We start from the raw sequence: 20,688 nt of genomic DNA, 5'->3' as shown, positions 1-20,688 counted from the left end.
AGAAGATGTCCCCAGAATCGAAGATTCGAGTAGGCGCAGACTCGACACTGCCGGAAGGCAGCAGTGGATCGACCCGACCGGTGCGCGCCTCCGACGACCCGGACTACGCCGCGAACCTCAAACGCGCGACGCTCGCCAGTTCCATCGGCAGCGCACTCGAGTACTACGACTTCGCCCTGTACGGCCTGGCGTCGGCGCTGATCTTCGGTGAGCTGTTCTTCCCCGCGATGGGCGCGTCGGCCGCGCTGATGGCCAGTTTCGGCACGTACGCCGTCGGATTCCTGGCCCGCCCCCTCGGCGGTCTGTTCTTCGGCGCCCTCGGCGACCGCCTCGGGCGCAAGGCCGTCCTGATGATCACGATCGCGATCATGGGCGGTGCGAGCACCCTGATCGGCGTGCTGCCCACCGGCGCCCAGGTGGGCATCTGGGCGCCGATCCTGCTGGTCGCGCTGCGACTGCTGCAGGGCTTCGGCGCCGGCGCCGAACAGGCCGGTGCCACCACACTGATGGCGGAGTACTCGCCCACCCCGCGACGCGGATTCTTCTCCGCACTCCCGTTCGTCGGAATCATGGTGGGCACCCTGATGGCGTCCGGGGTCTTCGCGATCCTCGGTCAGATCGATCGTGAACTGCTCCTCGCCTGGGTGTGGCGGGTGCCGTTCCTGGCGTCCGTCTTCCTCATCGCGGTCGCCGTGTTCATCCGGCTCCGCATGCAGGAGAGCCCCACGTTCATCAAGCTGGAAAAGCAGGACCAGATCAGCGAGAGCCCGTTCCGGGAACTGATCGGCAGTTCGATGCCCAGTGTGCTCCGCGGCATCGGCCTGCGGATGGCCGAGAACGGCGGCTCGTACATCTTCCAGACCCTCGGCATCAGCTACGTGACGACGGTGGTGGGCGTCAGCAAGTCGATCGGACCACTCGCCATCGCGTGCGGCGCCGCCATCGGCATGCTCGTCATCCCGTTCTCGGGCGCGCTGTCGGACCGCTTCGGCCGGATGCGGGTGTACCGGTTCGGTGCGGCGCTGCAACTCGTCCTCGCCGTCCCGTCGTGGTGGCTGCTCTCGCTCGGCAACCCCTACCTCGTGGTCGCGACCCTCGCCGTCAGCTACGGGATCGGCGTCAACGTGATGCTCGGCGCGCAGTGCGCCGCCCTGCCGGAGCTGTTCGGAAACCGTCACCGCTACATCGGCGTCGCGGTCGCCCGGGAGACGAGCGCGATCCTCGCCGGCGGCATCGCACCCTTCGTCGGCGCCCTGCTGCTGTCGCTGATGAACAACTCGTGGGTGCCGCTCGCGATCTACGTGCTGGTCCTCAGCGTCATCACGTTCGCCACGACGTTCGTGACACCCGAAACCCGTGGCCGCGACCTCGGGCTCGCGTGGGATGCGATGGCCGATCCGGTGCACGGACCGGATGCCGTTGCCCCGTCCAAGGATCGGGTCGGCGCATGAGGCTGGCCCGCATCGCGACCGATTCGGGACCGCGGCCGGTGTGCCTGCGGGACGGTCGCTGGCACGAGGTCGCCGACCCGTTCGCGGACACCGTGACGTTCACCGGACCCGCACACGCCGTCGACGGGGCGCGCCTGCTCGCGCCTTCCGAACCGCGGGTCCTGCTCGGGATGGCGCACAACGGCGCACCCGGCGATCGCAACCTCCCGTTGCAGGCGTTCATGAAGTCGGCGCGCACGGTGATCGGCCCCGAACATCCGATCTTCGTCGACGAACGGCTGGGGAAGGTCGTGGTGGAGGGCGAACTGGCCGTCGTCATCCGGCGCACGTGCCGCAACCTGCGCCCCGAGGACGTTCCGTCCGCGATCCTCGGCTACGCGATCGGCAACGACGTCACCGCCGTGGAGCAGATCGCGCTCGACGACAAGCTCACCCAGGCGAAACACGGCGACGGCTTCACCCCGCTGGGTCCGTGGATCGAAACGGACCTCGACCCCGGCGACGTGCCGATCGCGGTGCGCGTCAACGGCGTGACCGTGGCGGAGGCGTCCACGGAGCAGCTGGCCTGGAACGTATCCGAGCAACTGGTCCACCTCACCCGGTATCTGACGCTGGGACCGGGAGACGTCGTGCTCACGGGGTGCCCGTTCACGTCCGGCCCGGTCGAACCGGGTGACCGCGCCGAGATCACGCTCGACGGAATCGGCACACTGAGCAATCCGGTGCGTGCGCTGTGAACCTCTTCGATCTGTCCGGGCGCATCGCCCTGGTCACCGGTTCGAGCCGGGGAATCGGCTACGCCCTCGCGCGGGGCCTGGCCGGGGCGGGCGCCACGATCGTCCTCAATGGGGTGTCGGCCGAGCGCCTCGCGCAGGCACGCGCACATCTCGGCGAGGAATTCGGCGACACCCGTGTCCACGCGTACGCGTTCGACGTCACGGATCCCGAGCGGGTAACCGACGCCGTCGAGCGGATCGAGTCGGAGGTCGGGCCGATCGAGATCCTGGTGAACAACGCTGCCCTGCAACACCGCCAGCCCCTCCTCGACGTCACGCTCGAGGACTGGAACAGGGTACTCACGACCGACCTCACCAGCGCCTTCCTCGTCGGGCGCGCGGTCGCCCGGTTCCAGATCGGCCGTGGGAGCGGGAAGATCGTCAACGTCTGCTCGGTGCAGAGCGACCTGGCCCGGCCCACCATCGCGCCGTACACCGCCGCGAAGGGCGGGCTGCGGAATCTGACCCGCGCGATGACGGCGGAGTGGGCACGATCCGGGCTGCAGATCAACGGCCTCGCGCCCGGCTACATCCACACCGAGATGACGCAGGCCCTCGTCGACGACACGCAGTTCGACACCTGGCTCCGTGGCCGGGCGCCGGCAGGCCGGTGGGGCACCCCGGACGACCTCGTGGGTCCGGCGGTGTGGCTGGCGTCGGATGCCTCCCGGTACGTCAACGGTCAGGTGATCTTCGTCGACGGCGGGATGACGTCGGTGGTGTGAGGAGTCACCGCCCGGCGCCGGCGGGTTCGGTCTGCACGTCCCCGAAGGAGCGGCGGGTGTGCCGGACGAGTTCGCGGAGCGCGGGACCTCCGAGGCTCTTCCAGACCAGCGCGAGCACGGCCGGGATGTCGACGCCGTCGAGGGCGACCGCCGTCAGCCGGCCCCGGTAGTCCGTGGCCATCGACTCGCTGAGGATCGCGACCCCCAGCCCGCGGATCGCGAGGTCGGCGACGGCGTCGGGCGCACTCGCCTGCAGGGCGATGTCGGGGCGGAGGCCGGCGGCCGCACACGCCTCGTCGAACACCGTCCGGATGCCCGTTCCGGTCGGCATACATACGATCGCATGGTCGCCGAGTTCGGCCAGCGCGACTCGCGACTGCCCCGCCAGCGGGTGGTCCGGCGACACCGCGGCGACCAGCCCTTCGCTGATGATCGGGAAGGCGTCCAGCCCTTCCGGCGGGGCGGTCGAGGTGGCGACGAGAGCGAGATCGATCGCACCGGCGCGGACGCGTTCGACGAGGCGGTCGGAGCTGTCCTCCGTCAGCGTGATCTCGATCCCGGGGTGCGCGAGGTGGAACGCGGACAGCGCGTCGAACAGCGGTTTGATCGTGCACGCGGTGACCATCCCGACGACGAGCCTGCCCCGGATCAGCTGGTTCACGTCGTCGACGGCCTGCCGCATCGCGTCGGCCGAGGCGAGTGCCGCGCGGGCGTGCATCAGCGCTGCCTCCCCCGCCGCCGTGAGCGTCGCCGTCCTGCTGGACCGGTCGATCAGCGTGGCGCCGAGATCATTCTCGAGCTGCCGGATCTGTGCGCTGATCCCCGACTGGCTGATGTGGACGCGTTCCGCGGCGCGGGTGAAGTTCGCTTCCTCGGCGACTGCGACGAAGTACTCCAGCTGCCTCAGTTCCATAACCAATGATTCTAGTATTGAGCATAACTATCTGTTGGACTTCCGGTTGCGGGGGCACCACCCTGGAAAGGGACAGCAGTTCACCCACGAAAGGATTCCCGGTGACCGACTACGAGAAGGCCCAGAACCCCGAAGACCTCACCCGGCTGTTCGTCGAGCGCAGCAACGCCGGAGACGCGGCCGGAGTCGCCGCCCTGTACGAGGAGAACGCCGTCATGGCGTACCCGCCCGGCAGCCGGACGGTCGGCCGGGCCGCCATCCGGAAGCTGTGGGAGTCGGTGCTCGCGAACGCGCCGCACTTCGAACCGGAGACACCGCTCCCCACCCTGATCAGTGACGACATCGCGCTCACGTCCACGCCGCCGAAGGACGGATCCGGCGCGCGGGCGCAGGTCGTCCGCAGGCAGCCGGACGGAACCTGGCTCCGGCTCCTCGACCAGCCGGAGTTCGTCCCGCCCACCAGCTGAGACCGGGTCTGCGCCGGCCTCTACACGGCATGAACTTCGTTGTCCACCATTGCATCTGCATTCGGATCGGTGGGATCATAAAGGTCATGCGCAGACCGCGTTGGCCGGCAGTAGCACCACCCACCACCGGAGGACACCGGGTGCACGGCCCCCTGATCCTCGCGGCCGAAGACGACCTCACGCTCGAGCTGTTCGAGGTCGTGGCGTTCGCGGACGGACTCCAGCTCCGGATGGCCCTGACCGCCACGGGCAGGCCCGCCGAGCTGGCGCAGTACGAGACCCGCCCACTGTCCGACCCCGGCGATCCCTCGACGCGGTGGTCCTATCTGTCGGTGCGGGCGCGCGTCGACGACATCGAGGGTGAAGCCGACCCCTACCATCCGGCGGCGGCGTCGAAGCCGTGCGGGAGCGGGCCGCCGGAGTACCGGACCGAGCCGCACTACTGGCTCGACGCGATCCCGGCGTCGGGTTTCATCTCGGTCACCGCCGGCTGGCCGAGGATCGGACTCGGTTCGACGACCACTACCATCGGCCTCGAATCGAGCACGCGAACGTCGTGACCGTCAGGTGCAGCAGTGGGGGTCGAGGACGACCCGCAGTGCGTCGAGGGCATCCGGCCGAGCGCTGTAGAAGACGTTCATGCCGCGACGGACAGGCTGGACCATTCCGGCCTTCTTGAGCTGGCCGAGGTGGTGACTGACGGTCGATTCGGACAGCCCCACGCCGGTCGCGAGATCGCACGTGCACACCTCGCCCTCGCTCGCGGTCAGCAGGATCGACATCAGCTTGATGCGGACCGGGTCGGCCAGGGCCTTGAGGCGCAGCGCGAGGTGCAGGGCGGCCTCGTCGGTCATCGGGGCGGCCGAGACGGGCGCGCAGCAGATCGGCGCGGAGACATCCACGACCGGCAACGTCTTGGGCATGAATCCATCCTCCCAGGTTCTTGACATATGTCAAAAAGGTGGGATTCTAAGAGGGCAAGCAATTCGACATATGTCACACAGGTGGAGGTTGTCATGTCCCGCGCCCAACTAGCCCTCAATGTCGACAATCTGGAGGAAGCAGTCACGTTCTACTCGAAACTGTTCGATACACCACCGGCGAAACTGAAGCCGGGGTACGCGAACTTCGCCATCGCGCAGCCGCCCCTCAAGCTGGTGCTGTTGGAGAACCCCGGCGAGGGCGGCACCATCAACCACCTCGGCGTCGAGGTCGAATCGAGCGCCCGGGTGCACGAGGAAATCGCACGGCTGACCGGGGAAGGCCTCTTCACCGACGAGGAGCTCGGCACCACCTGCTGCTTCGCCACCCAGGACAAGGTGTGGGTCACCGGCCCGGCCGGCGAGAAGTGGGAGGTCTACACCGTGCTCGCCGACTCCGACACGTTCGGGACGAGCCCTCGGCACCTCGACCCCGATGCCGAGGGGGCCACCTGCTGCTAGCCGACAAAGGGAAACCCCGCCACCTGCATCACTGCAGTCGACGGGGTCTCTTTGTGCGCCCGAAGGGATTCGAACCCCTAACCTCTTGATCCGTAGTCAAGTGCTCTATCCGTTGAGCTACGGGCGCATGTTCTTCAGTTGTTCAACTCTCACCGGCCGACTAGGCCCGGTGTGGCGGAGGCGAGAGGATTTGAACCTCCGGTCCCTCGTAAAAGGGACAACTCATTAGCAGTGAGTCCCATTCGGCCGCTCTGGCACGCCTCCCTGGGGTGGTTCCGATCCCTTCGGACCGCCGGTGCGAAAGATTACACACCTTTCCACCACAAAGGCAAAACGGCTGGTCAGCGCGCAGGAATGGCCGCTCTAACGCAGGTTGACGTCGAACCAGTCGAAGATCCGCCGCTGCGCGTCGACGATGGCCTGAGCGCCCGGGTCGTCGTCCCGGCCGTCGGGCACCTGCGGCGGTTCGTCGGCCCGGTGCGCGAGACCGGCGTAACTCACGACGAGCCCCGCGACGTCGGATTTGGCGGTGGCGTCGCGCAGCATCTCGACCTGATCCGGCGGCGTCGACGGATCGTCCTCCCCGTACAGACCGAGCCACGGCGCCTTCAGCCCGGGCGCCGCGTGCACCAGCGCGGGCGCGTCCTCCGACAGCGGTTCGACGATCCCACGGGCGGCGACACTCACGGCGGCGCCGACGGGACGCGTCGTGGCGACGAGCAGGGCGGCGGTCCCGGCGTCGTCGAAACCGAGCACCCCCACGCAGTCGGCGTAGATCCCCCGCGCGATCAGCCAGTCGAAGGTGGCGTCGAAGTCGGCGAACAGGGCGTCGCCGAACACCTCGACGTCGCTGGTCGCCGGTTCCCGGTGGAAGAGGTGCGGCGCTACCGTCACCCACCCCTCCATCGCGAGCGAACGCATGAGATCGAGGAGAGCGTCGCTGAACGTGCGCGATTCGTGCAAGATCACGATCCCGCCCCGCGCCGGACCGTCCGGTTCCACCGCGGTGAGCGGAACGCGACTCTGCGGGTCTACGGGCGCGTCTCCGGACGTCCGCAGGGCCGCACTGTCCCTGAAGAATCCCGACATGTCCCTACCTTGGCACGAAGGAGGCGTCGGCGCAGTGGATCGGGAGGCGCATAATCGCCTGGTGACTCCGCGAACCAGGGCAGACCTCGACACGATCCCGGCCTACATCCCCGGCAAGAGCTTTCCGGGCGCGATCAAGCTGGCGAGCAACGAGACCACGCTGGGCCCGCTGCCGAGCGTGCGGGACGCCATCGCGGACGCCGCCGCCAACGCGAACCGGTACCCGGACAACGGTCACGTCGCCCTGATCGCGGCCCTCGCCGACCACCTCGGGGTGGCCACGGAGAACATCGCCGCGGGGTGCGGTTCGGTGAGTCTGTGCCAGGAATTGGTGCAGGCCACGTGCAACGACGGCGACGAGGTCATCTTCGCGTGGCGCTCCTTCGAGGCCTATCCCGTGGTCACCCAGGTCGGCGGAGCGACGCCCGTCAAGGTTCCCCTCACCGCCGACCACGGGCACGACCTCGATGCGATGCTGGCCGCGATCACCGACCGCACCCGGCTGATCTTCGTCTGCAACCCGAACAACCCCACCGGCAACGCGCTGACGAAGGCCGAACTCGAGCGGTTCCTCGACGCCGTTCCCGCCGACGTCCTCGTGGCCCTCGACGAGGCCTACTTCGAGTACAACCGGTCCGACGCCGACGGCGTCGCCCTGTTCCGCGGACGCCCCAACGTGGTGGTGCTGCGCACGTTCTCCAAGGCGTACGGCCTGGCCGGCATCCGCGTGGGGTACGCGGTCGCCGATCCGGCGGTCGTCACCGCGCTGAGCAAGGTGCACATCGCGTTCGCGGTCAATGCCGTCGCGCAGGCCGCCGCCATCGCGTCGCTGGCCGCGTCCGGCGAACTGCTGGCACGCACGGACGGCGTCGTCGCCGAGCGGAACCGGGTGCGCGACGCCCTCCTCGCCGCCGGGTACGAGGTACCCGAATCCGCCGCCAACTTCGTCTACCTCCCGCTGGGCACCCGTTCCGGAGCGTTCGGTGCGGCCAGCGCCGAGGCCGGTGTTCTGCTGCGCCCGTACGGCGACGACGGGGTGCGGATCACGATCGGCGATCCCGCGGAGAACGATGCGTTCCTGGCGTTCGCGACGAGCACCGAGGCGCGCTCGATCGCGAACGTCGCGGTCCGGGCGTAACGCTCGAGATGTAACCGTTACCCACGGGTACAACGCCCGTCACTCCTTGTTGGCAGACTCAGTGAGGTTTTGCCGAAGGGAGACCGCACATGCGTCGCCGCGCCGCGATCCGCACCGCCGTGCTGGCGGCCGGACTGGCGACGACGCTCGCGATCTCGGTGACGTCGGGGCCGACGGCGCAGGCCCAGGATTCGGCGGTCTCCGTCCGGCTCCTCGCCTTCAACGACCTCCACGGCAGTCTCCAACCGCCGCCCGGCGTCCGCAGCCAGGTCAAGCACGCCGACGGTTCGCTGGTCCCGGCCGGCGGCGCCGCCTACCTGGCCGCCTACGTCGCCCAGCTGCGCGGGCAGGCCACCCGTTCGCTGCTGTATTCGGTGGGCGACAACTGGGGGTCGTCGGCGCTCGAATCCGCGATGTTCCACGACGAACCGACCGTGCAGCTGCTCGACCGAATGGGCGTCGACGCGTCCGCGATCGGCAATCACGAGCTCGACGAGGGGTACGCGGAGTTCCGGCGGATGCAGACCGGCGGCTGCCATCCCGTCGACGGCTGCCGGTTCGGAAACACGTTCGCGGGCGCGGACTTCCCACTCCTCGCCGCGAACATGGAGTTCGACGACGGCGCGCCCGCGACACTGCCGTTCACCGTCGACTACGTGGAAGGCATCCCGGTCGGGGTCATCGCGACCATGCCCGCCGACACCGCCACGATGGTGACACCGGAGGGCGTGGGCGGACTGCGCTTCACGGACGAGCTCGCGGCGATCGACCGGACCGCGGATCTCCTCGACTTCTTCGGCGTGCGGGCCATCGTGCTGCTGATGCACAGGGGAGCCGAACCCGTCGCCGACAACGGCCCCAACTCGTGCGAGGTGACGCCGGGACCGGCACGCGACCTCGCAATGCGGGCGTCCCCGAAGGTCGACGTCATCTTCACGGCCGACAGCCACCAGCAGTACAACTGCTCGTTTCCCGACCCGATGGGGAACCCGCGCGTGATGATGCAGGGCGCGTCCCACGGCCGCATCATCTCCGTGGTCGACGTGTCGATCGACCGCACCACCCGCGACGTCCTGCGCGACCGCGCGTCCGCGTTCAATCAGGTGGTCACCCACGACATCCCGCCCGACCCCGACATCCAGGCGCTCGCCGACAGCGCTGCCGCCCAGGCCTCCCGGGTCGGTGCGGCGCGGGTGGCGTCGCTGTCCGGCGATCTCACCCGCGACGCGACCCGCAGCGGTGAATCGACCCTCGGGAACGCCGTCGCCGACGCTCAGCTGTCCGCCGGGTCCGGGCACGGCGCCCAGGTGGCGCTCACCAACCCCGGCGGGCTTCGCGAAGACCTGCTGCGGGGCGCCGACGGCGCCGTCACCTACGGGCAGACGTACGCCGCTCAACCGTTCGGCAACACCCTCGAGGTCCTGACCGTCACCGGCGCGGTGCTGAAGGCCGCCCTGGAGCAGCAGTTCCAGCCCCGCGGCGACGGCACGGTCACGGAACGGATCCTGGCGCCGTCTCGTTCGCTGACGTACACCCTGAATCGCTCGGCGATCGCCGGCGAACGCATCTCGGACCTCCGGGTGAACGGCGAGGCGGTCGACCCCGCCGTCTCCTACCGGGTGGCGGTCAACAAGTTCCTCGCCGACGGCGGCGACGGCTTCGACGCCTTCCGCACCCGCACCGAGGCGGTGCACGCGGGCTGCGACCTCGACGCCTTCACGACGTATCTGGGAACGAATTCACCGGTCACGCCGCCGAACACCGACCGGATCACCGTGGTCGGTTAGGAACGCCCGGTCAGACGCCGAGCGCGCTCTTCAGGACCGGCCACGACGTGCGCAGTTCGTCCTGCCAGTACGGCCACGAATGCGTTCCGAAGTTGCGGTAGGTGAACGTCGCCGGGATCGCGAGCTGGGTCAGGCGCTGCTGGAACGTCTGCGTGCAGAGATTCGCCGCCGCCTCGAGGGGACCGCCCACCGCGATGGTCGATGCGATGTCTCCGGTGATCTCGTACGGTCCGGGAAGCCCGTTGCCGGTGGAGATGTAGATCTGCTTGCCGCGCAGCGCTTCGGCGTTCACCGACGGATCGTGAGCGGTCCAGGCGGGATCGGTGTCGGGGCCCCACATGTTGGCCGGGTTTCCGCCCTTGAACGCCACCGTGCCGCGGACCGAGTCACGCGAGCTGGGGTTCGAGTTGTCGAGGCATCCGCTGTAGGCCGCCAGACCGCGGTAGAGCTGCGGGTGCCTGGTGACGAGGTTGGCGGCGCCCATCGCACCCATCGACACACCCGCGACGGCGTTGACGCCGTTGCCGCTGAAGTTCTTGTCGATGATGGGCGGGAGTTCGTTGGCCAGGAACGTCTCCCACTTGTTGATTCCCAGCGTGGGGTCGGGCTGCAGCCAGTCGGTGTAGTAACTGGCGGTGCCGCCCACCGGGAGCACCACGTTGACCTTCTTGTCGGCGAAGAACTGGACGACGTCCGTCTTCTGCGTCCACGTGCTTTCCCGGAAGTCCGACTCGGCGCCGGCGCTGACGCCGTCGAGCAGATACAACGACGGCCGCGAGCCGCCACCGGCCGGGTGCAGGACCTGGACCTGCACGACGCGGCCCATGGCGGGGGAATTGACGAAGACGGCGCTGCGGGTATCGGTGAGCGGGACGATCTTGTCGACGCTCGCGACACCGTTGCCCGGGGGCGCGACCGGAGCGGGCGCCGGATCGGCCACAGCAGTGAACGCCGGCCCCAGAAGGGTCAGTGACACTGCCAGACCGACAGCAGCCATTGCTTCGCGACGCATAAAGTAAACCCTCTTCCCCGGACTGTGTGGACCCCGATTGCACAGTACAAAATGCGTCCGGTCAACAAGAGCTTAGAGGGTTTGCGACAGCTGTGTGCTCCGCCGTGATCACGTTGTAGTCACCACGGTTCACACGGCTGCGGATTGCGCGCCGTTACTTGGGCAAGGCCGACTTCAACTGGTCCAGACCGTCTCCGCTGAGTTCGTCGAGCGCGGCGCGCCGACCCGTCATCGCCAGCACGAGCGCCAGCATCGGGCCGGAGACCTCGGGTCCCGATCCGGTGGTCCAGTCGGTGTCGGTGGCCCGCAGCGTCAACCCGGCGACCCGCGATTTCGACCCGATCAGCAGGTTCGAATTCTTGTAGAAGTCGGCGACGCGGACGACGGCGTCCATCGGGTACTCGTGCGCGATGCCGAGCGGCCGGCGGATGTCCTCGCCGTGGACGATCATCTCGCCCAGCATGGCGTCGATCGGGCCCGGTGGGTGGGTGGAGTCGGCCATGTGCGCCCGGAACTCGTCGAGCGCCTCCGCCGGTGTTCCTTCCTCTTCGTGCGCGATGTCCTTCTCGAACATGGTGTTGATCCGGAATCCCGACCCGACGAGCTTTCCGACGAACTTCGGCGGCGTCATCTTCTCCGTCGCCGTCATGTGCGCGAACACGTCCCGCACTGTCCACCGCTCGCAGAGCGACGGCGTCGACCACTGAGTGTCGGTCAGCGGTTCGAGGTCGTCCACCAGGGCGCGGCGTTCTTGGTGAATCGTGGGCCAGGGGCTTGACGTTGTCATTTTTTCACTCCCTCGTCGCCAAGAATTCTCCCACCTCGGGACGTCGGCGGCGAGACCCATTGCACAACGCGTTAGTCACGACTAACGTATTAATCGTGCTCGATCAGTTGGAAGTCGCAGCTGAGCCCACCCGGAGACGCCTCATGCAACTGCTGACCGCAGGTGAGCAGACCGTCAACAACCTCGCCGCACACTTCCCCGCGAGCCGGTCTGCGATCTCGCAACATCTCCGGGTGCTCACCGAGGCCGGGCTGGTCACCGCGCGCAAGGACGGACGCTTCAGGTACTACCGGCTCGATCCTCAGGGACTCGCACAGCTCCGCATGTTGTTCGACTCCTTCTGGATCGACGAACTCGACCGCCTCGTCGCGGACGCCACCGACGAAGCAGGACCCAAAGGAGACAGCTGATGCCATTCGACAAAACCGTCGTCGTCCCGCTGGACCCCGACGCCACGTTCGATCTCGTCACCAGACCGGACCGCTTGCGGCGGTGGCAGACCGTCGCGGCCCGCGTCGACCTGCAGGCCGGCGGCGAGTACCGGTGGACCGTCGTTCCCGGGCACTCGGCGGCGGGCACGTTCCGGGAGGTCGTGCCCGGCAGGCGGGTGGTGTTCGGGTGGGGCTGGGAAGGCGACGACGAACTCCCACCGGGATCGTCCACCGTGACGGTCACTCTCACCCCGACCGCCGGCGGCACCGAGGTGCGCCTCGTGCACGACGGGCTGAACGACGAACAGGCCGCCCGCCACGCGGAAGGCTGGAACCATTACCTCGACCGGCTCGTCGCCGCCGCGCAGACGAACGACGCCGGGCCCGACGACTGGGCGGCCGCACCGGACCCACTCGACGAACTGTCCAGCGCCGAGGCGACATTGGCTGTCGTGCAACGCGTCCTGCGTGGCGTCACGGCCGAGGACATGTCCAGGCAGACGCCGTGCACCGAGTTCACCGTCGCGCAACTCGCCGATCATCTGGCCGGTTCGATCACCGCCCTCGGCGGCGCGGCGGGCGCGACATTCGACGACGACCCCGGCAAACCCGTCGAGGCCAGAATCGCCGACCTCGCCCAGCCCGCGCTGGAGGCGTGGCGCAATCGCGGCCTCGACGGCACCGTGACGCTCGGGCCGAACAACGCTCCCGCAACCGTCGCGGCGGGGATCCTGTCGATCGAATTCCTGGTCCACGCCTGGGATTTCGCGGCCGCGACCGATGGCGACGTGGCCGTTTCCGAGCCACTCGCCGAATATGTGCTGGCGTTGGCACACAAGATCATCTCGCCCGAAGGCAGGAAGGCCGTCGGGTTCGACGACCCCGTACCCGCCCCGCACACCAGCAACGCGGTGACCCGGCTCATCGCCTACACCGGCCGCCACCCCGTCCCGGCGGCCTGACACCCCTACACACGGAAAGGTCCAGTCATGCCCATCAAGTCGGAATACGCCCAGGGAACACCGAGCTGGGTAGACCTGCAAACCAGCGATCAGGACGCGGCCAAGAAGTTCTACTCGGAACTGCTCGGGTGGGAGTACGACGACCGGCCGATGCCCGAGGGCCCCGTCTACTCGATGGCCACCGTGCGCGGCGAGAACGTCGCCGCCATCGCGCCGCTGCCGCCCGACGCGGCGAAGGCTGGGGCGCCGGCGAACTGGAACACGTACATCGCGGTCGACGACGTCGACGCGACGGTCGCGAAGGTCCCCGGCGCCGGCGGCCAGGTGCTGATGCCGGCGTTCGACATCTCGGACGCAGGCCGCATGTCCTTCGTCACCGACCCCACCGGGGCGGCCGTCGGATTGTGGCAGGCGAAGAGGCACATCGGCGCCTCGCTCGTCGGCGACCCGGGCGCGTGCCTGTGGAACGAACTCAACACCGGCGACGTCGACAAGGCGCTCGCGTTCTACGACACCGTCTTCGGGATCACCTCCTCGACGATGTCGATGGGGCCGGAGTACACGTACCACCTGCTGGAGGTGGGCGAGGATCAGGTCGGTGGCTGCGGTCAGCCGATGACGCCCGGCACACCGAATCACTGGCGCGTGTATTTCGCCGTCGAGAACGTCGACGCGAGCGCCGCCAAGGTCGTCGAACTCGGCGGCACGATCGTCGAAGAAGCGATGGACATCCCCACAGTCGGCCGCATCGCCGGTGTCGCCGACCCGCAGGGCGCGACGTTCAGCATCATGACGCCGGAGGAACGGCAGGATCAGTAGACCGTGAAGATGCCCACACCCTCCGAGGAGGACAAGCAGTTCTTCCGCTCACTGATCCCCGACACCCCCGGCGTCGAGGTGAAGCCGATGTTCGGCAACCTGGGCGCGTTCGTCAACGGCAACATGTTCGCCGGGTTGCTCGGGCCGAGCGTCGGGGTGCGGCTCCTCACCGAGCAGGCAAAGAACGAACTGGCGTCCACCGACGGCGTCGGCGGTTTCGGTCCGGGTGAGAAGCCGATGCGCGAGTACCTGGCCCTGCCCGACCGGTGGCGGGACACTCCGGACCTCGCCACGCCGTGGATCGAACGCGCGCTCGCCGAGATCGCCGAACTGCCGCCGAAGCAGCCGAAGCCGCGGAAGAAGTAGAAACGACTGCAGCCCCGACCTGGAGCGAAACCAGGTCGGGGCTGCCGGTCATTGGCGGAAGCGGAGGGATTTGAACCCCCGGTCGCTTTCACGACGCTCGCTTTCAAGGCGAGTGCATTCGGCCGCTCTGCCACGCTTCCGTGGGCGATCTTATCGGTACGGAGGCGGCATCGGGCAACCGGTCAGCGGTCGCCGATGGCCTTGTCGACGCGTTCGAACACCTCGGCGAGAACCTTGAGCTGAGACTTGGTGAGCAGATCGACGAGGTTGCTGCGCACCCCGGCCACATGGGTGGGGGCCGCGTCGGCGAGCCGGGCGCGACCTTCGTCGGTGATGACGGCGAGCACCCCGCGGCCGTCCTCGAGGCAGGTGTCGCGGGTGACCATGCCCTGCGATTCCATCCGCCGGATCTGGTGAGTGAGGCGGCTGCGGGAGGAGAGGACGCCGTCCGCGAGATCGCTCATGCGCAGCGAGCCGTCCGGCGACTCGGACAACAGCACCAGAATCCGGTAGTCCGCGAGGGAGAGGTCGTGCTTCTCCTGCAGATCCCGGTTGAGGACGTCCATCAGCCGCTGGTTGCCGTCCATGTAGCCGCGCCATGCGCGCATCTCGGCCGGCGTCAACCAGTTGGTCGCGGCTTCGGCGTCGGAGGTTTCTGCTGTCACAGGTTCACATTCTAGTAGTGCGACATTACTTTCCAGTAGCGTCCGGTGGCCGAAGAGGCCGAGCGGTCGCTCGGACCGGTCGCGGGCACCGGACGGCGCCGCGTTTCGCTAGCGTCGTCCCCATGTATGCGATCACGATCGATCAGCCGGGCGGCCCCGAAGTCATGACGTGGGCCGAGCAGCCGGACCCGGAACTTCCCCCCGGTCACGTTCTCCTCGACGTCGCCGCGACGGCCGTCAACCGCGCCGACCTGCTGCAGCGTCAGGGGTTCTATCCCCCGCCGCCCGGGGCCAGCGACATCCTCGGGCTCGAATGCTCCGGCACCATCGCCGAACTCGGCGAGGGAGTGTCCGGGTGGTCCGTCGGCGACCAGGTGTGTGCGCTGCTGGCGGGCGGCGGGTACGCGGAGAAGGTGGCCGTCCCCGCGTCACAGCTCCTCCCGCTGCCCGAGGGCGTCGATCTGCTCGTCGCGGCGTCGCTGCCGGAGGTCGCGTGCACGGTGTGGGCGAACGTCGTGATGGGCGCCGGACTGTCCCGCGGCGACGTGCTGCTGGTCCACGGCGGTGGCGGCGGCATCGGCACCCACGCCATTCAGGTCGGCGTCGCGCTGGGGGCCCGGGTGGCCGTCACCGCCGGATCCGAGGAGAAACTGGCGCGCTGCCGCGAACTCGGCGCCGACATCCTCGTCAACTACCGGGAAGCCGATTTCGTGGACGAGATCCGCAAGGCGACGGACGGATACGGCGCCGATGTGATCCTCGACAACATGGGCGGCGCGTACCTGGGCCGCAACGTCGACGTGCTCGCCGCCGACGGCCGGCTCGTCGTCATCGGCATGCAGGGCGGCCGGAAGGGCGAACTGGACCTGGGCAAGGTGCTGGCCAAACGCGCCCACGTCACGGCGGCGGGACTGCGGGGGCGCCCCGAGTCGGGTCGGGAGGGCAAGGCCGACATCGTCGCCGACGTCCGCAAGCGGCTGTGGCCGCTGATCGCGGAGGGCGCGGTCCATCCCATCGTCTCGGCGGAACTGCCGATCACCGAGGCGCCGCGCGGACACGAGCTGCTCGACTCCGCCGACACCGTCGGCAAGGTGATCCTGACGATCCCGCGGAACTGACGCTTCGTCCGGTGTGACACTCGTCGTTCCCCTCCGGTGCAACGAATGTCACACCGGGCCGGCCGGCTGTGTTCAGCCGAGGGTGGCGAGCTCGTTCACGAGCTGGTCGATCTCGTAGCGGGTGGTGTACGGCGCGAGACCGATGGTGACGGCGCCGCCCTCGTCGTTGACGCCGAGCGCGTCGAGCAGCCGGGAACCGCCGTGGACACCGCTGACGGTGGCGATGCGCTTGTCGGCGAGGTGCGAGGCCACCTTGTCGGCCGAGACTCCGGCGACGGTGAAGCTGAGCGTCGGAACCCGGCTCGGCGACCGCCCGATGACCATGACCTGCGGTAGCCGCTTCAGCGAGGACATGAGGTGGTCGAACAGGGTGTCCTGGTAGTTCTGCAGCGAGCTGATGGACGCCTCGAGCTTTTCGCGCCGGGAACCGGTGGCCGACTCGTCGAGATTCGCGAGGAAGTCGATCGACGTGGTGAGGCCGGCGAGGAGCGCGAACTGGTGCACCCCGACCTCGAGACGTTCGACACCCCGCGCATACGGGTTGAGGGACACGGCCGGGATGCGGTCGAGGAGCGACGGGTCGCGGAACACGAGTGCCCCGACCTGCGGTCCGCCCCAGGAGGTGGCGCCGACGGCGACGACGTCCGCACCGAGTTCGTTGATGTCGACGTGCGCGTAGGGGGCGGCGCCGATTGCGTCGACGACCATCAGTCCGCCGACTTCGTGGACGCGGTCCGAGGCGACGCGGACGTCGGGCGCCGAGCCGACGATCGGGGAGGCCGCGGTGAGTGCGACCAGGCGCGTCGTGGTGGTGATGAGGTCCTGGAACTGCCAGCTGGGGAGTTCGCAGGTTTCGATCTCGACCTCCGCCCACCGCACCTGGGCGCCGTAGCGGCTGGCGACGCGCAGCCAGGGTGCCACGTTCGCTTCCTCGTCGAGGCGGGAGAGCACGAGCCCGGTTCCGAGACCGAGTCGCGTGCTCAGCGACTCCGCCAGCCAGGCCAGGAGAACGGATCGGTCGGGTCCGAGGACGACCCCGGCGGGATCGCCTCCGACCAGGTCGGCGACGGCTGCTCGGGCCGCATCGAGAACCGCCGCACTGCGCCGGCTGGACACATGACGTCCGGTCGACGAAGAGGCAGAAGCCCGGAAGGCCGTGGAGACAGTGCGCGACACCGCGTCCGGAATCTGCATGCCGGCCTGCGGATCGAGATGGATCCAACCGTCGCCGAGTGAGGGGATGAGTCCCCGAACGCGGGCAACGTCGTAAGCCATGCCCGACACTCTAAGACCCCAAGTCAATACGGTCGAAGCCAGCCATCGATTGTTGTCGAATGCAACAAAGAGGGAAAGGGCCAAATCGGACGCACTTTCGCACTGCCGCGCAGGAACAGCCAAGATGGAGGCATGACGAACTCGGAGAATGAACACGTAGTCGTGATCGGTCCCGACGGTCAGCCCATGGCGATTCCCGTCGCGGAGGCCGCGAGCAAGCCCGAGGGCTCCGACGCCGCCGCGGCCGCCGCAGCCGCCGAGAACGGGAACGGAACCGAGTCGGTGGCCGACATGGTGGAGCAGCCGGCCAAGGTCATGCGCATCGGAACGATGATCAAGCAGCTCCTCGAGGAGGTGCGTGCGGCACCGCTCGACGACGCCAGCCGCAACCGGTTGAAGGAGATCCACAAGTCGTCGATCCGCGAGCTCGAGCAGGGCCTGGCCCCCGAGCTGCGCGAGGAACTCGAACGCCTCACGCTGCCCTTCACCGACGACACCGTCCCGACCGACGCCGAACTCCGCATCGCGCAGGCGCAGCTGGTGGGGTGGCTCGAAGGACTGTTCCACGGCATCCAGACGGCCCTGTTCGCCCAGCAGATGGCGGCCCGCTCCCAGCTCGAGCAGATGCGTCAGGGAGCCCTGCCTCCGGGCATCAGCATGGGCAACCCGCACGGGCCGCACAACAACGATCCGGGATCGCAGTCGAGCGGTACCGGCCAGTACCTGTAGCAACGGGCGAAACAGCATGGAACTCGACTCCCGGTAGGCTCGGTGCCCGTGTCAGCATCCGCTATCGAAACCGAGGCCGCAGGCGGCCCGCTCCCGGCGTCCGATTCGCAGACCTTCCGTCGCGCGTTCAAGGACCTCAGGGACGGCTTCGCTCAGCGCGAGCTGTGGCTGAGCCTCGGCTGGCAGGACATCAAGCAGCGCTACCGCCGGTCGGTGATCGGCCCGTTCTGGATCACGATCGCCACCGGCGTGCAGGCCGCGGCGATGGGCATCCTCTACTCGGCCCTGCTGGACATCCCGCTGGACGAGTTCCTGCCGTACGTCACGGTGGGTCTGATCGTCTGGAACCTGATCAGCGCGAGCATCCTCGAGGGGTCCGAGGTGTTCATCGCCAACGAGGGGCTGATCAAACAGCTGCCGTCGGCGCTGAGCGTCCACGTGTACCGGCTGGTGTGGCGGCAGCTGCTGCTGTTCGCCCACAACCTCGTCATCTACGTGATCATGCTGTTCGCGTTCGGGGTGTGGCGGCACCTGACCTGGATGTCGTTGGCGGCGATCCCGGCGATCGGGCTGATCGTCGTCAACGCGGCGTGGGTGTCGATCATGTTCGGCATCTTCTCCACCCGCTACCGGGACATCGCGCCGATCCTCGGCAGCATGACGCTGCTGCTGTTCGTGCTGACACCGATCATGTGGACCACGCAGAGCCTCGAGGCGCAGGGCGGTCAGGCCGCCGAGCGCGTCAAGCTCGCCGAGCTGAACCCGCTGTTCCACTACCTCGACATCGTGCGCGCACCGATGATCGGCCAGGACCAGCAGGCGTACCACTGGTACATCGTGCTGGCCATCACCGTCGTCGGGTGGACCGCCGCCATCCTCGCGCTTCGCAAGTACCGGGCCCGTGTGCCCTACTGGGTATAGGGGTTGCCATGACAGAACACGTGAGCATCGAGACGCGGGACGCCTGCGTCGACTTTCCGATCTTCGACGCCAAGTCCCGGTCGCTGAAGAAGGCGTTCCTCGGCAAGGCCGGCGGATCGATCGGTCGCAACAACTCGGACGTCGTCGTGGTCGAGGCCCTGCGCGACATCAACCTGTCGCTGAAGGAAGGCGACCGGATCGGCCTGGTCGGCCACAACGGCGCCGGCAAGTCGACGCTGCTGCGCCTGCTGTCCGGCATCTACGAGCCCACCCGCGGCAGCGCGAGCATCCGCGGCCGCGTGGCCCCCGTGTTCGACCTCGGTGTGGGAATGGACCCCGAGATCTCCGGCTACGAGAACATCATCATCCGAGGGCTGTTCCTCGGGCAGACCCGTAAGCAGATGCTCGCGAAGATGGATGAGATCGCCGAGTTCACCGAACTGGGCGAATACCTGTCGATGCCGCTGCGCACGTATTCCACCGGCATGCGGGTGCGCGTCGCGATGGGCGTGGTCACCAGCATCGACCCGGAGATCCTGCTGCTCGACGAGGGCATCGGCGCCGTCGACGCGGAGTTCATGAAGAAGGCGCGCGTGCGGCTGCAGGCGCTGGTGGAGCGGTCCGGAATCCTGGTGTTCGCCAGCCACTCCAACGAGTTCCTCGCCCAGCTCTGCGACCGGGCCATGTGGATCGACCACGGTCGGGTCCGGCAGGAGGGCGGCATCGAGGACGTCGTCCGCGCGTACGAGGGCGACGACGCCGCCGACCACGTCCGCCACGTCATCTACGAGATGGACCGGGAGAAGTCCGGGCTGACCGCCTCGGCCGAACGGGACGTCCGTAGCGACAGATCGAACGAGCGTCCCGTTCGCACGGTCGCGGAAGCCGAGGCGGAGTCCGCGTGAGCGCTGCTGCCGAGCGGATCGTCGGCGTCGTCGTCACCCACAAACGCCGCGAACTGCTGGCGGAGTCGCTGAAGGTCCTCGGCTCGCAGTCGCGTCCGCTGGACCATCTGGTGGTCGTGGACAACGCCGCCGAGGACGACGTGCGCGCACTCGTCGAGTCCTCCGGGATCCCCACCAGCTACCTCGGGTCGCAGCACAACCTGGGCGGTGCGGGCGGCTTCGCCCTGGGGATCCTGTACGCCCTCTCGCTCGGCGCCGACTGGGTGTGGCTCGCCGACGACGACGGCAGGCCCGAGGGGCCGAAGGTCCTGGAGACGCTGCTCGACTGCGCGCAGCGGCACGGGCTGGCCGAGGTGTCCCCCGTGGTCTGTGACATCGACGACCCCGACCGTCTCGCGTTCCCGCTGCGCCGCGGCGTCGAATGGCGTCGGCTGCGGTCCGAACTGTTCGCCGACGGCGACGACTCGGCCGACCTGCTCCCCGGCATCGCGTCGCTGTTCAACGGCGCCCTGTTCCGGGCGTCGGCGATCGACACGGTCGGCGTCCCCGACCTGCGGCTGTTCGTCCGCGGCGACGAGGTGGAGGTGCATCGCCGGCTGGTGCGGTCGGGGCTGCCGTTCGGCACCTGCCTGCAGACGGCGTACGTGCACCCCAACGGGGCGGAGGAGTTCAAGCCGATCCTCGGCGGCCGGATGCACACGCAGTACCCGGACAACGAGACGAAACGGTTCTTCACCTACCGCAACCGCGGCTATTTGCTGTCGCAGCCGGGCATGCGGAAGCTGCTGCCGCAGGAGTGGGTGCGGTTCGGGTGGTACTTCCTCGTCACGCGGCGTGATCCGCAGGGTCTGCGGGAGTGGATGCGGCTGCGCAAGCTGGGCCGTCAGGAGCGGTTCGAGCGGCCGTGAAT

22 protein-coding genes, 3 tRNA genes and 1 pseudogene are annotated in these 20,688 nt (G+C 68.4%); 16 read left to right on the top strand and 10 right to left on the bottom strand.

Translation table 11 applies throughout. The features are described 5' to 3' along the window. Positions 1–5 precede the first annotated feature (5 nt). From P3H15_RS08375 to P3H15_RS08365, 3 genes are read left to right on the top strand one after another with little or no spacing between them, the layout of a single operon-like run. Positions 6–1,451: an MFS transporter gene (locus P3H15_RS08375; protein WP_276136781.1), complete on the top strand. Its 1,446-nt coding sequence runs from the start codon at positions 6–8 to the stop codon at positions 1,449–1,451. Next, a complete protein-coding gene (locus tag P3H15_RS08370) occupies positions 1,448–2,188 on the top strand; it encodes a fumarylacetoacetate hydrolase family protein (protein ID WP_276136780.1) in 741 nt (246 codons plus the stop codon). Before P3H15_RS08375 ends, P3H15_RS08370 begins: the two co-directional genes overlap by 4 nt. Then, positions 2,185–2,952, top strand: a complete 768-nt coding sequence (locus P3H15_RS08365; protein ID WP_276136779.1) for an SDR family oxidoreductase — start codon at positions 2,185–2,187, stop codon at positions 2,950–2,952. Before P3H15_RS08370 ends, P3H15_RS08365 begins: the two co-directional genes overlap by 4 nt. Before the next feature lie 4 nt (positions 2,953–2,956). On the opposite strand, the gene P3H15_RS08360 is transcribed toward P3H15_RS08365, so the two are convergent. Continuing rightward, a complete protein-coding gene (locus P3H15_RS08360) occupies positions 2,957–3,865 on the bottom strand; it encodes a LysR family transcriptional regulator (RefSeq protein WP_276136778.1) in 909 nt (302 codons plus the stop codon). 101 nt (positions 3,866–3,966) lie between these two features. On the opposite strand from P3H15_RS08360, the gene P3H15_RS08355 reads away from it, so the two are divergent. Further along, complete coding sequence (locus P3H15_RS08355) at positions 3,967–4,332, top strand: nuclear transport factor 2 family protein (protein WP_087561567.1); 366 nt, start codon at positions 3,967–3,969, stop codon at positions 4,330–4,332. 86 nt (positions 4,333–4,418) lie between these two features. Next, positions 4,419–4,892, top strand: a complete 474-nt coding sequence (locus tag P3H15_RS08350; RefSeq protein WP_276136777.1) for a hypothetical protein — start codon at positions 4,419–4,421, stop codon at positions 4,890–4,892. A 3-nt stretch (positions 4,893–4,895) separates the two neighbouring features. Here P3H15_RS08350 and P3H15_RS08345 read toward each other — a convergent pair whose 3' ends face one another. After that, a complete protein-coding gene (locus tag P3H15_RS08345; RefSeq protein ID WP_276136776.1) occupies positions 4,896–5,255 on the bottom strand; it encodes an Rv2640c family ArsR-like transcriptional regulator in 360 nt (119 codons plus the stop codon). A gap of 93 nt (positions 5,256–5,348) precedes the next feature. Here P3H15_RS08345 and P3H15_RS08340 point away from each other — a divergent pair, with 93 nt between their 5' ends. After that, positions 5,349–5,774: an ArsI/CadI family heavy metal resistance metalloenzyme gene (locus P3H15_RS08340; protein WP_276136775.1), complete on the top strand. Its 426-nt coding sequence runs from the start codon at positions 5,349–5,351 to the stop codon at positions 5,772–5,774. A 54-nt stretch (positions 5,775–5,828) separates the two neighbouring features. On the opposite strand, the gene P3H15_RS08335 is transcribed toward P3H15_RS08340, so the two are convergent. The 3 genes from P3H15_RS08335 to P3H15_RS08325 all read right to left on the bottom strand — a co-directional run bounded on the left by P3H15_RS08335 (position 5,829) and on the right by P3H15_RS08325 (position 6,863). After that, positions 5,829–5,901, bottom strand: a tRNA-Arg gene (locus tag P3H15_RS08335). Between the two features lie 45 nt (positions 5,902–5,946). Further along, positions 5,947–6,038: transfer RNA gene (locus P3H15_RS08330), tRNA-Ser, on the bottom strand. Between the two features lie 99 nt (positions 6,039–6,137). After that, positions 6,138–6,863, bottom strand: a complete 726-nt coding sequence (locus P3H15_RS08325; protein ID WP_276136774.1) for a dienelactone hydrolase family protein — start codon at positions 6,861–6,863, stop codon at positions 6,138–6,140. A gap of 61 nt (positions 6,864–6,924) precedes the next feature. Between P3H15_RS08325 and hisC the strand changes: the two genes are divergently transcribed. Then, positions 6,925–8,001, top strand: coding sequence for a histidinol-phosphate transaminase (gene hisC, locus P3H15_RS08320; RefSeq protein ID WP_276136773.1), 1,077 nt, complete (start codon positions 6,925–6,927; stop codon positions 7,999–8,001). An 89-nt stretch (positions 8,002–8,090) separates the two neighbouring features. After that, positions 8,091–9,788, top strand: coding sequence for a bifunctional UDP-sugar hydrolase/5'-nucleotidase (locus P3H15_RS08315; RefSeq protein WP_276136772.1), 1,698 nt, complete (start codon positions 8,091–8,093; stop codon positions 9,786–9,788). A 10-nt stretch (positions 9,789–9,798) separates the two neighbouring features. Here P3H15_RS08315 and P3H15_RS08310 read toward each other — a convergent pair whose 3' ends face one another. After that, entirely contained in the window at positions 9,799–10,800 is a 1,002-nt protein-coding gene (locus P3H15_RS08310; protein ID WP_276136771.1) for an alpha/beta hydrolase family protein, read from the bottom strand. A gap of 154 nt (positions 10,801–10,954) precedes the next feature. Further along, complete coding sequence (locus tag P3H15_RS08305; protein WP_276136770.1) at positions 10,955–11,587, bottom strand: maleylpyruvate isomerase family mycothiol-dependent enzyme; 633 nt, start codon at positions 11,585–11,587, stop codon at positions 10,955–10,957. A gap of 95 nt (positions 11,588–11,682) precedes the next feature. On the opposite strand from P3H15_RS08305, the pseudogene P3H15_RS08295 reads away from it, so the two are divergent. The 3 genes and pseudogenes from P3H15_RS08295 (at position 11,683) to P3H15_RS08285 (ending at position 14,165) form a co-directional block, all read left to right on the top strand. Next, positions 11,683–12,980 (top strand): annotated as a pseudogene (locus P3H15_RS08295) (TIGR03086 family metal-binding protein). Between the two features lie 27 nt (positions 12,981–13,007). Next, on the top strand, positions 13,008–13,799 hold the full coding sequence (locus P3H15_RS08290; protein WP_276136767.1) for a VOC family protein: 792 nt from the start codon (positions 13,008–13,010) through the stop codon (positions 13,797–13,799). A gap of 3 nt (positions 13,800–13,802) precedes the next feature. Further along, positions 13,803–14,165: a TfoX/Sxy family protein gene (locus P3H15_RS08285; protein WP_346348761.1), complete on the top strand. Its 363-nt coding sequence runs from the start codon at positions 13,803–13,805 to the stop codon at positions 14,163–14,165. A 52-nt stretch (positions 14,166–14,217) separates the two neighbouring features. On the opposite strand, the gene P3H15_RS08280 is transcribed toward P3H15_RS08285, so the two are convergent. Next, positions 14,218–14,305 (bottom strand) — tRNA-Ser (locus P3H15_RS08280). Between the two features lie 42 nt (positions 14,306–14,347). Next, a complete protein-coding gene (locus tag P3H15_RS08275) occupies positions 14,348–14,830 on the bottom strand; it encodes a MarR family winged helix-turn-helix transcriptional regulator (protein WP_072938420.1) in 483 nt (160 codons plus the stop codon). Between the two features lie 122 nt (positions 14,831–14,952). On the opposite strand from P3H15_RS08275, the gene P3H15_RS08270 reads away from it, so the two are divergent. Beyond that, positions 14,953–15,948, top strand: coding sequence for an NAD(P)H-quinone oxidoreductase (locus tag P3H15_RS08270; RefSeq protein WP_276136765.1), 996 nt, complete (start codon positions 14,953–14,955; stop codon positions 15,946–15,948). Positions 15,949–16,020: 72 nt separating this feature from the next. On the opposite strand, the gene P3H15_RS08265 is transcribed toward P3H15_RS08270, so the two are convergent. Beyond that, complete coding sequence (locus P3H15_RS08265; protein ID WP_012691164.1) at positions 16,021–17,223, bottom strand: cysteine desulfurase-like protein; 1,203 nt, start codon at positions 17,221–17,223, stop codon at positions 16,021–16,023. A 132-nt stretch (positions 17,224–17,355) separates the two neighbouring features. On the opposite strand from P3H15_RS08265, the gene P3H15_RS08260 reads away from it, so the two are divergent. From P3H15_RS08260 to P3H15_RS08245, 4 genes are read left to right on the top strand one after another with little or no spacing between them, the layout of a single operon-like run. Next, positions 17,356–17,952, top strand: a complete 597-nt coding sequence (locus P3H15_RS08260) for a bacterial proteasome activator family protein (protein WP_276136764.1) — start codon at positions 17,356–17,358, stop codon at positions 17,950–17,952. 48 nt (positions 17,953–18,000) lie between these two features. After that, the gene (locus P3H15_RS08255) at positions 18,001–18,873 is read left to right on the top strand and encodes an ABC transporter permease (protein WP_276136763.1); all 873 of its coding nucleotides are present in this window, start codon (positions 18,001–18,003) and stop codon (positions 18,871–18,873) included. An 8-nt stretch (positions 18,874–18,881) separates the two neighbouring features. Then, positions 18,882–19,778, top strand: coding sequence for an ABC transporter ATP-binding protein (locus tag P3H15_RS08250; protein ID WP_276136762.1), 897 nt, complete (start codon positions 18,882–18,884; stop codon positions 19,776–19,778). Next, positions 19,775–20,686: a glycosyltransferase gene (locus P3H15_RS08245; protein WP_276136761.1), complete on the top strand. Its 912-nt coding sequence runs from the start codon at positions 19,775–19,777 to the stop codon at positions 20,684–20,686. The genes P3H15_RS08250 and P3H15_RS08245 overlap by 4 nt, the downstream gene beginning before the upstream one ends. Positions 20,687–20,688: the final 2 nt, after the last annotated feature.

Origin of the sequence: Rhodococcus sp. T2V (assembly GCF_029269925.1) — a bacterium.
In the GTDB taxonomy this organism is placed as follows: domain Bacteria; phylum Actinomycetota; class Actinomycetes; order Mycobacteriales; family Mycobacteriaceae; genus Rhodococcus_F; species Rhodococcus_F koreensis.
The sequence above is the reverse complement of the archived record's forward strand: the minus strand, read 5'-3'. Positions and strand labels throughout refer to the sequence as shown.